This is a genomic window from Gordonia sp. B8661-1 (assembly GCF_059427765.1).
The window spans coordinates 1-11,411 of the sequence record NZ_JCAHRL010000023.1 but is presented as its reverse complement, the minus strand read 5'-3'; the positions used below and the strand labels follow the sequence as shown (position 1 = coordinate 11,411).

Here is an 11,411-nt window from a genome sequence, read left to right as displayed (position 1 = left end):
CCTTCCAGGCCGCCCTCCCGGGGCAAGCCAGATCAGATGTCACCTAACCGTGCACCAGTCCCCATCGGCAAATGCATTGCTTCTATAGAAGTGTGCCCACCGAACGCTGACGACGTTCGGTGGGCACACTTGCGCCCTATAGCGGCGCTAATTCGATACAACCGGCAGCTCGCCCTGCTCATGCTTCGCGCGTAACACCTTCTTATCGAACTTGCCCACGCTCGTACGCGGTACCTGCTCCACGAACGTCCAGTTCTTCGGGATCCACCAGTGTGGGATCTCCTCCGGGCAATTTCTTAGGCACCACTCGTGAAGCGTGTCAGCCGACACCTTGCGACCCGGTACCGGAACCACCACGGCGAGAGCTGTTTCCTGCCACCGGGGGTCGGGCATCGCGACAACCGCGGCCTCGGCGACATCTGGGTGCGACATGATCCAGTTCTCGAGCTCCACTGACGAGATCCATTCGCCCCCTGACTTGATGACGTCCTTGGACCTGTCGGTCAGCGTCAGGTACCCGTCCGGGCTGATGTGTCCCACGTCTCCGGTCCGCAACCAGCCATCCCGAAACCTCTCGGCGTCCTCGAGCCGGTAGTAGCTGCCTGTGACCCACGGACCCCGCACTTCGAGTTCGCCGACGGACTTGTCGTCACGGGGAACCGGCAGGCCGCCCTCGTCGATGAGGCGCATCTCCACCCCGCAAATTGCCCGTCCCTGTCGCTTGCGGTACGACATTTCCTTTGTGGGGCTGATCCCGGCGGGAGGCCGACTTACCGCTGCAAGCGGGGACGTCTCAGTCATGCCCCACGCCTGGATAATCTGTACGCCGAAGCGGTCCGCAAACCCTTCGATCAACGACTGCGGGACAGGAGCTCCACCACAGGCGACAAGGTCGATTGATGACAAGTCGACACCCGGATTCGCGATACCGTACTGAAGAAGATCGTTCCAGATTGTCGGTACTGCTCCTGCCTTCGTGGGGCGATGCTGTTGGATCAAGTCGGCGAGCGGCGCCGCTTGAAGGTATCGATCAGGCATGAGCAAGTCCGCGCCGGCCATCAGCGACGCGTAGGGCAGACCCCAGGCGCTGGCATGAAACATCGGCACGACGGGAAGTACACGATCGGCTTCTGCGATCGCCAGAGCGTTACCAGTACACGCTGCAATGGAGTGCAGAAACACCGAGCGATGACTGTAGACGACCCCCTTGGGATCGCCTGTAGTGCCGCTCGTGTAACACATACCCGCAGCCGACCGCTCGTCGGGATCGACCCAAGAGAACATTGGTGATTCTGCTGCGAGCGCGTCATGGTATCGCATCACGGTCACGCCGTGGCCGTCGAGCGGGGAGGTGTCGCCGTCGCCGGTAACGAACACAACCCGAACCGTCGCCAAGCCCGGTAAGACCGCCGCCAACAACGGCACCAGCGACCCGTCCACAATGATGACCTTGTCTTCGGCGTGGTTCGCGATGAACTGCAGCTGAGCCGGTGACAACCGGATGTTCAGCGTATGCAGCACCGCGCCCATCGCGGGTACCGCAGCGTACGCTTCGAGGTGCTCCTGGTTGTTCCACAGCATGGTTGCCACGCGGTCGTCGCCGACCACGCCGACCCGGCGCAGAGCATTCGCCAGACGTGCGCATCGCTCTTCGAGATCGCCGTAGGTTGCGTACCGGGCAGAGTCGCTCGCGGAATAAGTAATCACCTGCCTATCAGTATGATTGGTTGCGACGTGACGCAGTATCGATGACACTGTCATCGGCACCTCCTGCATGGTGCTTTTCATCAAATTCTCCTTTCGCGGCGGACGCTGGATCATTCGGCAGGTCCGTAATCCTGGATCTGCCAGCCGTTCTCGGTCTTCAGCACGACTACTTTCAACAGTGTGGGGAGTTCGCTCGGCTGAGGGTTCTGAACATTCTGGGTCTTCTGGGTGGCGAAGACCAGCACCGTGTATTCCCCCCGGTTCTCGCTGGCGCTGCCGGTGACACTGGTCGCCAGTACGCGTCCCGACGCTTGGACCTTGGCCTGTTCCATGATTTGGGTCAGGGTGGGTTCGACATCGTCGTATCGCTTGACCAACGCATCGCTGGCATTCTCTTTCACTTCGGTAAAGAATGCGCCGGTGTTTTGGTAGCTGTAGGTGAGCGACTTTGTGGTGTAGTCCGATGCTGCCTGCGCTGCCTGCGCTCGTTGTGTGGCAGCGTTCTCCGCGGACGTCTTTGCTTCCCTCATGTCAATGTAGAGGTAAGCAAAGAGGCCGGCCAGCACCGCGAGTGCCACCACGAAAGCGCCGGCGGCCACCGCCTGGACGCGTGCTGATCTCCATCGGTGCCTGGCATCGGACGTCGGGGGGCTTGCCTCGTCCGGGGCGGGACCGTCTTGGGACGTCGCAGATTCTGTAGCACCAGTGGCGTCGCTGCGATCTGCTTTGTCGGAAGCCGCAGTCAGCTTATCCTCAGCGCTGCTGTCCTTGGATTCTGGTCCGTTGTCTTGTGCCGTCATTTGCTGCCTTCTGTGAATGCTGGTGTAGGAGGTATCCATCGGGCGTCAGCGAGGTGATGGCGTGACGGCGATCGGAATCTGCGCCTGCCCCCGATGTGACGCTGGGAATGTTCGAGCCAGAAGATCACCGATCGATCCGAAGTCGATGTATGTGTCTGCGACTTTCGCCGTCGCCGGCTTCACCGCGCGGGTAATGGCGACAATATCGGGCTGGAGTATCTGGATGTAGCCGCTGAGCTTTTCCACTAGCTTCAGGATCGGTGGCCATTTGTCGTAGGACGTAGAAGTGAAAACGATGAACGCACGTTGGATCCTCGCCAAACCGTCGACGGCATCCGGGGTCCGGACCGACGCGGTGCTGAGCACACCGCCCACGTTCGACATAAGGCCCAGGAGGAACTCGGCATTGTCCGCAGTGGTACGGACGGCACCGTCGTCACCGACGAAGTCCACGAGGCGGTGCATCATGTCTCCGATCGTGTCGAGGTCCTTTTGCCGGCCGTCGACTGCCGCCGAGATCGTTTCGTTGATGGACTGAATCGATGCTGGATCGAGCGCGTCCGCCACTGCCGACATTTTCGGGAGCACCTGGGGAACGGATTGCGACACGCGGATGGCGCCGGCGGGCACTAGGTCCCCACTACGCAAGTACTCACTGGTGGTTGTGCCCGGTGGGATGAAATTGATGTATTGTTCTCCCGCGACCGAGAGGTTCTGAATCGTCATGACACTGCCGCGAGGAATCTTATAGTCGGAGTCGATGGACATGTCGACGGCGAGCTGATTACCTGTGACGCGAATAGATGTCACTTTTCCCACCGGCACCCCCTCTAACATTACCGGTGATGTGTCTAGAAGGCCGCCCGAGCTCTCGAGTATGGCCGAGATCGCGTAGTCGGTGCGGAACGGGTTTACCCGTGCCACGTCGATGATCAAGTATGTCGCTCCGACGAGGAGAACGAGGACAAGGGCAACCAGCGATACGAGGGTGCTGCGGATCATGGCATCATTCCGATCGCTCGCAAGACGGTTATGAACGACTCGGCATCACGCCGCGCCAGTTCTCGGCCATCGATAGACACATCGGAGACGTTGATATCTGGCGAGCTGACGAATGGGATGAGCCTTTCGCGTATTACACGAGCCGCCTTGTCGGAAACATCCTTGGAGTAGATGTCCGAGTACGCGATGGACGCGACCACTGGCGCGATCGCGCCCACCGTTTCCTTGATGCGGGAATACTCAGGGTCGACGATACGGCCTGCGGATACCGCGAAGTCGCGCAGATTAGCGATGAGTAGCGCTACGTCAATTAGCGAGTAGCCCAGACCATAAAAGTTCACTCCCCCCTTGGTCAACATTCGGTCTGTACCTGACGGGTCGGCCAGGATCACTTTGAGTGTGCGATCGGCTGACTGCAGGATTACGTCGAGTTTGTCGGTGTTGGCAGACACCTCAGACACGGTGCGCAAGGTCGTGCGGTAGAGCGCATCGAACTGGGCGGGGTCACTCGGAAAAGTCGAGTTCAGCGTCGATATCGCGGTATGGATTTTATCGAGTTCACCCCCGCCCAATACGTTAGCCATACCCCGCATCACGTCCTCGACGTTGGCAGCCGGTTCGGTGCGTGAGAGAGGTATTACCGATCCCGCGCGCAGCAAGCCTTGGGTGGACTGCTGTGCAGGGGGAAGGATGGCCACATAAATCTCGCCCAGGAGAGTGTCTTGGCGGAGTTCCGCGCGCGAATCTTCCGGCAGCTGGGCGTCTTTATCAATTCGGGCAGCAACCAGCGCGTGGCCTCCGTCGTAAGCGACGCTGGTGACGGCACCGACGTCAATCCCTCGAGAGAGGACTTTGGCACGGGCAGGCAAGTTCAGAGCACTCGTGAACTCGATCTCGATGTCGTAGCCGTCTCGGGCGGATGATCCACCGATGGTCGGCGGGTTGTCAGCACTGATGCTGCAGGCGGCGAGGGCGATAGTCGCTACGAACAGCGTCACGATCGCGGCCGTGACACGACGAAGGTAGCCGTAGATCATCATCGAGGTTGCCCTCCGATCAAGTTGGCGATCGTCGCCGCTTCGTTACCCGTCGCGCAAACGTCCTTGACGGAAGGAGGAGCGCACGCGTTCTTGAGGGCCTGCAGTGGTACAGATATTGCGAATGCCCGCAGGATCGACTTCGCATCTGGATGCTCAACGATGAGGTCAGCTGTTCGAGCGGCGACGGACGCAAGTATGTTTTCTTGCTTGCCCGCTTGCGAGAGGAGGGGAACCGCAGCATCTCCAAGTGAGAAAATAGGTGGCCCGAAGTCAGACGATAGGCGCGACAGGATAGGGACGAAGGTGCCTGCGTACTCTGTTGCGGCGCCGAATGTTTGACCGAAAGCAACAATCACCTCAATTGCGCCTACGAAGTTGTCGAATAGCTGGGTCACCTCAGTACTGTTTTCGGTGGCAACACCGGTTAAGGTGGCGAGATTGGCTACAATCCTGCGTATCTGGCTATCACGCCGGGTCGGATCGTTGATTAGCGTGGCCGAGTCCTGGAGAATGCCGGATATATCACCCTGGGTCCCTTCCATGTTTTTCGAGACGAGTGTAAGTGCCTGAAGAATCGCATCCGTGTTACGTCCGTCGTCCTTGACGAGTTCGTCTGAAAGAGTGCTGATCGCGTCGAGCGTTTGACTAATCCCCAGTGGAGTCCTGGTCTTTTCCAGTGGGATACACTCAGCCGACTTGTAATATTCTCCGCCACGATAGGGATGGGTGAACTCGATTTGTCTTTCGGTGACAATCGAGGTGGACACCAGGGTCGCACCCACATCTGCGGGAAGCGGCACGGTCTTGTCGATCCGCATATCGACACGCACACCTTTCTGTCCCTCCTCGTGAATGCCTACGACCCTGCCCACCTTCTTGCCGAGCATCGCGACGGAATTGCCTTCGTACAGACCTGATGCGTCAGAAAACTCCGCACATAGTGATCGCGTGTCGTCGTCGGCTGTCGCATAGTCGATTCCGACGCCGCCGATCACTACTGCCAGTGTGACAATGGTGGCGATCGGGATCAGATGCCGACGCATCCGCTCCGTCAACATTTGTTATCACCAATCGGGATACAGACGCGGACGGTCGGTTCAGGACTCGCAGGTCCGACCTGCGGAGCATTGAGGAGAATGCTCAGTCTTCTGGTGATCTGATCGACCTGGGCCAGCGCGTCTTGGTAGGCGGGCATCTGGGCCGACACCTTGTTTAGAAGGATCTTAAACTGCTGTACCGATGGTTCTATACCGTCGCGGTACGCGACAAGCGGCCGGGTCAGCAACTTAAAAAGACGACGTAGATAATCGAACCCGCTCTGGACGTTGGCGATGTCTGGTCCAAGGGTGCGGGCAAGGAAGCTGAGCTGGCGTAGGAAGTCCACGAGTACCTGCTTGCGGTTTGCGAGGGCAGCGACATACTCGTCGGACAAAGCCACCGTCTTGTCGAGTTGTGCGTACTGACGCTCCAGCAAGTCCATCAGGCTGCTCGCGTTTTGCAGGGCATCAGGGATATTGGTGTTTCCGTCGGAAAAGGCATCCTGTAGCAACGCCGCCGTGCGCCGTAGATCAACACCACGCACGTCACGGAACACCGGTGTAGATGTCTCCAGGGTGCTGGAAATATCATAGGTGCTGCCTGTCTGCACCAGTGGGATCGCGCCGTCAATGGCCGACGGGCCTGAACCTGGGTCGAGGTCCAATACACGTCCACCGATAGGGGTGAGGAGACGGACGTTCGCCGTCGCGTCCGACCGAACGGCAATCGAGTCATCCAGCCGGAACCGCACGGTGATGAACGTTCCGGTCAGGTCGACCGACGCTACCTTGCCTTTCCTGATCCCGGCGATACGTACCTGGTCGCCAGCTTCCAATCCGCCGGTATTGACTAACTCCGCGCTGTAGATAGTTTGTCCGGGCGGCGAGATATACACAGCTCCGGCGGCGACGAGACCGGCCACCGTGACCATCGTTACGACCCCCGCCAGGATGAGGTCCCGCCGACGCTGCGGGCGGTGATGCGGACGCTTGCCGAAGAAACGGGTCACTGGCACACCACCAGTCGTTGACCCATCAGGGCGATCTGCACTGTTCTCGGTAGGTCGAGCACCCCTCGGGCACACCCTGCCGCCGAGGGCGGGGGAGTCGCGTTGGATGTTGCGGCCAGGGCGTCCAGGAGCGGCTTCAGGAGAACGGCACCATTCAGTAGGCCTTCTGTATCCCCTGGCTCCCGCACTAATCTCTGAAAGATAGCCGCGAAGCTGGTGTCGTAGGTCGACTCGATCTGCTCACCGGCGAGTACAGTCTTTGCCATCGAACGGTTGACCTCTCGCAGCGAGGCCCGCAGTCGATCGCTCACGCGGCTGAACGCATCGACGATTGACCCCAATTTGTCTATCAACTCAACCAGTTCAGCGGAGCGCCCCATCAACTGGTCGGACACCTGCCCCAGGCTCGTCACAATATTGGTGATGATCTCTGAACGCTGGTTCCCGTAATCAGTGATGTTCGCGACTTGCTTCATGACTGGTGCGATACCTCGACCGTCTCCCTGGGCAACCCGTAGAAGGTTCGACTGAAGCTCGTTGATTTCCGCAGTATTCAATGTATCGAATACTGGTTTGAAACTGTTGAATAGTGTCGATACGTCGAAGGACGGGACGGTCTTCTCGAGTGCCACCTGTGTGATCGAGTCCTGGTCGGCGCCTTGTCCGGCATTGATGAGTTCCACATACCGCTGCCCCAGCAGATTTTGGTAACGCACAGCGGCAGTCGTCGCGGGGGTAATCGCGACACCGTCATCCAGTTGGAAACGGACGATCGCTGTTGAGCCCTCGAGATCGACAGCCGTTACATATCCCACTTTCACTCCAGCGAGTCGTACCCCGTCGCGGGGCTTGAGTCCGGAAGCGTCGGCAAACACCGCGGAACGCTGCGAACTGGGTGACCCTTCGTTGGTCGGCTGCAGAATCGCGATGATGACATATGAAAGGACTCCGATGAGAGCGATGAAAGCGACGATTTTAATGATTGTGGGTGTTAGCGACCTCAGAGTCATCGCGTGGCACCCCCCATTCTCAATGCGCCTTGTAGGGCAGGCGACGTCTGGACCACCAGTGCTAGCTGGAGCTGGACCCGTTCGTTGAATTTCGGCAAGGCTTTGTCGATGCCATCGAGGATCTGCGGGATCGTGTACACCGTGCGAACTAGCCCCGAGGCGGATCTGGCGACGGGCCGCGCTAGGTCAAGGCCGACGTCTAACAGCGAACTCAGGGCTGGGTAATTCTTATCGAGCAGGCCGCCGAGCCCACCGAAAAGAACCTTTCCCGTGTCGCCGAGATTACTCTTCGTGCGGTCGATGTTTTGTTGGGTGGCGAAAAAGTCAGCGATATCGACGTTCTTCAAGACGCCAGGGACAAACGGCGTCATGAAGTCGGCGACTCCGGTGGACAGGTTAGCCGCAATTCCTAGGTCCTCCCCGACCGGCCGTTTCTGGACATCTCGCGTGAGTTGCGCAATCTGGAGAACGAGTCTTCCGCTATCAGCCATTGCCTGCGAGTCCTCAACGATGAACCTCACTACCGCTTCAAATGAGGGCTGGTCCAGTGCCTCGACCAGCGTGGAGATCTTGCGAACAAGCGTTGACACCGAGGTCTGTTCAGATTGCAACCTGCTCACGTAGACACTCCCGCCGGAACCGATGGGTGGTCCTTGTCCAGGATCTACGATCTCCAGTGCAGTTGGTCCCAATGCGTTTGACGAGGTGTAGTTCACCGTCATGCCCTGCCGGAGAACTAGGTCGTTACCGGAACCGGTGAGGTTGATTTTGACCGCCGCGCCACGGTCTCGAACCGCGATGCTCGAGACCTCCCCCACGGTGAACCCAAGGTACTTCACATCCGATCCCCCCTTCAATCCGTCGCCTATCGCGTCGGTGTTGATGGTCAACGACGTGTGATCGCTGAAGTCGCCGTTAGCGTCACTTATCAGTAAGTAGGCAGCTATCGCGCCGAGGATCAATAGGGCGACCCCCCGAAGGGCCAGGTTCCCGTGCGACGGCTCGCGTCCGGACGGATCATGAAAGACAGCCACTGAACCCCCTACCCTGAAATCCGTACGCCGGAATCGAATCCCCACATCAGAAGGGTCAAGATCATGTCCTCCACGACGATGACTATGAGGCTCGTGCGGATCGCTCGACCGGACGCTCGACCCACCCCCTCAGCTCCGCCTGTGGCGAAGTAGCCCTGATAGCTATGGATAATCACTACAGAAATGACAAATACAAGAACTTTGATAAGCGAGAAGGCAAGATCCTGAGGTTTGAGGAACTGGTCGAAATAGAAATCGTAAGTGCCGCCGGATTGGCCGTGAACTTGTGTGACGACGAGTTTGGCGGCCCCGAATCCGAGAATAAGCGCGACGATGTACAAAGGAATCACGGTCGTGATCGACGCAACTACGCGAGTGCTGACGACGAATGGAATAGGACGTACCGCCATAGCCTCGAGAGCGTCGATCTCCTCGGAAATGCGCATCGAGCCGATCTCAGCTGTCAACCGGCAGCCGGCTTGTGCTGCGAACCCGATCGCCGCGATCATTGGCGCAAGCTCTCGGGTGTTGGCATAGGAAGAGATGAACCCCGTCAGTGAACCCATCCCTACGAGGTCCAGAGAGGCGTAACCCTGGATACCGATTGAGGCGCCGACGGCGATGCCGAGGATGGCGAGGACGATGGCCGTTCCACCACCGACCAAGACTGCACCTCTACCCCAGGCGAATTCTTGTATGTAGAGCAGGGTTTGGCGTCGGTAGGTGGTGATCACATGGCGGATGCCGAGGACCGCGGCGATCACAAAGGTCGCGACGTGCCCCAAGCGTTCAGGTACGTGTACAACTGGCGCGATCACGGCTTCGACAGGGCGGGTGGCGGCGGAGAACCTCCGGGAGGGAACGGTGGTCACGAGGCGTTTCTCATCCAATAGTTTGGGGGACGAACATGGTTGTTAATTGCGTGATAAAGACATTGATCACGAAGCATGCGACGACGCCCAGTACTACGGTGGCATTTACTGAGGTTGCGACGCCTTTAGGGCCGCCTTTCGTCGACAGGCCGCGGTGACAAGCAATCGTCACCACTACAAGTCCGAACACAAGCGATTTGCATAGAGCGACAACGATGTCTGTTATCGATGCGAACGAAGCGAACGAGGCGACGTAGCTGCCTGGTGTGATGCCTTGGACGTCGACGCTGATGGCGTAGCCCGCCAGCAGCCCGGTGAAGACGATTAGCATGCAGAGCAGCGGCGCGGTGATCAACACAGATACGAACCGGGGCGCTACGACTCGCCTGATCGGATTGAGTCCGAGTGTCTCCATGGCAGCAATTTCTTCGCGAATCGTTCGAGCACCCAAATCAGAGGCAATCGCTGATCCGGCCGCGCCCCCGAGTAGGAGGGCGGTAACGATGGGCGCTCCCTGTTGAATAATCCCGAGGCCACCAGCGGCGCCAGCTATTGACGTGGCCCCAACTTGCTGAGTGAGGCTACCCACCTGTACTGACACGATGACACCGAATGGCACAGCTACGAGAATCGCCGGCAGAGTTGTCACGACGATGACGAACCAGGTCTGCGATACGGCTTCGCGAAACGGAAATCGTCCTGTAGCAATGTCTACTGCTACCCACCGCAGGGCCTGACCAGCCAAGCCGACGGTGTTACCAAAAGTGGCAGCGCCGTCTAGCAGACGGTTGACGCCTGTGCCGGTGGTGATGGCCATCTCCCCCCCTAGTGCGCGTGGTGTGCGCCACTCCATTCGCGTGTGCGTAATGGACAGTATCAGGTACTGGCAGTATTACCTATAGTGGTGAGCACAGACCGTGTTCGGGACCGGTTCCCACACCTCATCGATCCCCCCGCACCCTGTTGCGTAGGTGGCGGGCTGAGTTAAGGACAACGATCAGAGATGACCCCCGAAGCAAGACTGCCGGCACACTCGTCCCAGTGCATGGGCTGCGGAAGCAGCAACCCCCACGGACTTCAACTTGAGGTCTACCGGAGCGGCGAGCGGGTGTACGCCGATCACACCTTCGACGAGAAACACCTCGGCGCGCCCGGGTTGGCGCACGGTGGCGCGATCTCGGCCGCCTGCGACGACATCATGGGTTTCACCCTGTGGATCGCGCGGACCCCCGCGGTGACCCGCACCCTGACCGTCGAATACCGCCGGCCGGTCCCGCTGCACACTCCCATACGTCTCACTGCCTGGATTGACCACGAGTCGGATCGCCTACTGCACATCGCGGCCGCCGGATCGTTCGATGAGCAAACGTACTTCACCTCTAGCGGTGTTTTCGTCAAGGTCGACGTTGCTCACTTTCGACGTTATGCCGACGTATCAACAATCGATGACTTCTTCGCCAACTTCACGCGGTCAGACTGACGCCGCACGCGTCTCCGTTCTGCGCGCCGCCAACTCTGCGAGGTACGCGACCACGTTCGGCGATCCACCGCCAGCGGTCAGGCTGCGACGGTCAACAGGGCTGGAACTGCAAACGCTCGGCCTTCCACTGCCGGTTCAGTAGCGACAGGAAAACAACACCGCAAGGACCGGCTTGACCGCGAGGGTCAGGCCGAGCGGATTGCCCGCCCACCAGTCGCGGCGCTGCAGCATCAGGCTCGTACACAGCGGCTGAACCATAACGGTCACCGGCAGCACTGTTCTCACAGGATTGGAGGGGAGGGCGGCGAGCTCCCTCGAATGTGCAGCTCTCTTCCTTCCGTCCTGGCTACAGTTGAACCGCCCCGGGTCTGTCGGAGGCTCTCGAACCTGTGAAGGATGGAGAGCATGGCAGCACCACG

The 11,411-nt window shown here is 59.3% G+C and carries 12 protein-coding genes; 1 reads left to right on the top strand and 11 read right to left on the bottom strand.

The annotated features are described in order from the left end of the window. Nucleotides 1-147: 147 nt before the first annotated feature. The 10 genes from AC4JJG_RS21295 to AC4JJG_RS21250 are packed head-to-tail and all read right to left on the bottom strand — an operon-like array spanning nucleotide 148 to nucleotide 10,257. Complete coding sequence (locus AC4JJG_RS21295; RefSeq protein ID WP_014928958.1) at nucleotides 148-1,788, bottom strand: long-chain fatty acid--CoA ligase; 1,641 nt, start codon at nucleotides 1,786-1,788, stop codon at nucleotides 148-150. Between the two features lie 29 nt (nucleotides 1,789-1,817). Further along, entirely contained in the window at nucleotides 1,818-2,546 is a 729-nt protein-coding gene (locus tag AC4JJG_RS21290; protein WP_223258800.1) for a hypothetical protein, read from the bottom strand. Nucleotides 2,547-2,552: 6 nt separating this feature from the next. Next, nucleotides 2,553-3,509: an MlaD family protein gene (locus AC4JJG_RS21285; protein WP_004023297.1), complete on the bottom strand. Its 957-nt coding sequence runs from the start codon at nucleotides 3,507-3,509 to the stop codon at nucleotides 2,553-2,555. Further along, the gene (locus AC4JJG_RS21280) at nucleotides 3,506-4,549 is read right to left on the bottom strand and encodes an MlaD family protein (protein WP_004023296.1); all 1,044 of its coding nucleotides are present in this window, start codon (nucleotides 4,547-4,549) and stop codon (nucleotides 3,506-3,508) included. Before AC4JJG_RS21280 ends, AC4JJG_RS21285 begins: the two co-directional genes overlap by 4 nt. Further along, nucleotides 4,546-5,607: an MlaD family protein gene (locus AC4JJG_RS21275; RefSeq protein WP_004023295.1), complete on the bottom strand. Its 1,062-nt coding sequence runs from the start codon at nucleotides 5,605-5,607 to the stop codon at nucleotides 4,546-4,548. The genes AC4JJG_RS21280 and AC4JJG_RS21275 overlap by 4 nt, the downstream gene beginning before the upstream one ends. After that, entirely contained in the window at nucleotides 5,601-6,596 is a 996-nt protein-coding gene (locus AC4JJG_RS21270; RefSeq protein ID WP_004023294.1) for an MlaD family protein, read from the bottom strand. Before AC4JJG_RS21270 ends, AC4JJG_RS21275 begins: the two co-directional genes overlap by 7 nt. Further along, nucleotides 6,593-7,606, bottom strand: coding sequence for an MlaD family protein (locus AC4JJG_RS21265; protein WP_004023293.1), 1,014 nt, complete (start codon nucleotides 7,604-7,606; stop codon nucleotides 6,593-6,595). The genes AC4JJG_RS21270 and AC4JJG_RS21265 overlap by 4 nt, the downstream gene beginning before the upstream one ends. Beyond that, nucleotides 7,603-8,640 (bottom strand): MlaD family protein, encoded by a 1,038-nt coding sequence (locus AC4JJG_RS21260; RefSeq protein ID WP_004023292.1) that lies wholly within the window; start codon nucleotides 8,638-8,640, stop codon nucleotides 7,603-7,605. The genes AC4JJG_RS21265 and AC4JJG_RS21260 overlap by 4 nt, the downstream gene beginning before the upstream one ends. A gap of 8 nt (nucleotides 8,641-8,648) precedes the next feature. Beyond that, on the bottom strand, nucleotides 8,649-9,512 hold the full coding sequence (locus AC4JJG_RS21255; RefSeq protein ID WP_014928961.1) for an ABC transporter permease: 864 nt from the start codon (nucleotides 9,510-9,512) through the stop codon (nucleotides 8,649-8,651). Between the two features lie 10 nt (nucleotides 9,513-9,522). Then, a complete protein-coding gene (locus AC4JJG_RS21250) occupies nucleotides 9,523-10,257 on the bottom strand; it encodes an MlaE family ABC transporter permease (protein WP_033206584.1) in 735 nt (244 codons plus the stop codon). Between the two features lie 258 nt (nucleotides 10,258-10,515). Between AC4JJG_RS21250 and AC4JJG_RS21245 the strand changes: the two genes are divergently transcribed. Beyond that, nucleotides 10,516-10,992, top strand: a complete 477-nt coding sequence (locus AC4JJG_RS21245; RefSeq protein ID WP_004023289.1) for a PaaI family thioesterase — start codon at nucleotides 10,516-10,518, stop codon at nucleotides 10,990-10,992. 135 nt (nucleotides 10,993-11,127) lie between these two features. Here the strand turns inward: AC4JJG_RS21245 and AC4JJG_RS21240 are convergent, their stop codons facing one another. Beyond that, entirely contained in the window at nucleotides 11,128-11,268 is a 141-nt protein-coding gene (locus AC4JJG_RS21240) for a hypothetical protein (RefSeq protein WP_156422439.1), read from the bottom strand. Nucleotides 11,269-11,411: the final 143 nt, after the last annotated feature.

What these genes read in the sequence shown, in the direction of transcription:
- AC4JJG_RS21295 (WP_014928958.1), bottom strand. Translation starts at nt 1,788, where the DNA reads ATGAAAAGCACCATGCAGGAGGTGCCGATGACAGTGTCATCGATACTG.
- AC4JJG_RS21290 (WP_223258800.1), bottom strand. Translation starts at nt 2,546, where the DNA reads ATGGATACCTCCTACACCAGCATTCACAGAAGGCAGCAAATGACGGCA.
- AC4JJG_RS21285 (WP_004023297.1), bottom strand. Translation starts at nt 3,509, where the DNA reads ATGATCCGCAGCACCCTCGTATCGCTGGTTGCCCTTGTCCTCGTTCTC.
- AC4JJG_RS21280 (WP_004023296.1), bottom strand. Translation starts at nt 4,549, where the DNA reads ATGATGATCTACGGCTACCTTCGTCGTGTCACGGCCGCGATCGTGACG.
- AC4JJG_RS21275 (WP_004023295.1), bottom strand. Translation starts at nt 5,607, where the DNA reads ATGTTGACGGAGCGGATGCGTCGGCATCTGATCCCGATCGCCACCATT.
- AC4JJG_RS21265 (WP_004023293.1), bottom strand. Translation starts at nt 7,606, where the DNA reads ATGACTCTGAGGTCGCTAACACCCACAATCATTAAAATCGTCGCTTTC.
- AC4JJG_RS21245 (WP_004023289.1), top strand. Translation starts at nt 10,516, where the DNA reads ATGACCCCCGAAGCAAGACTGCCGGCACACTCGTCCCAGTGCATGGGC.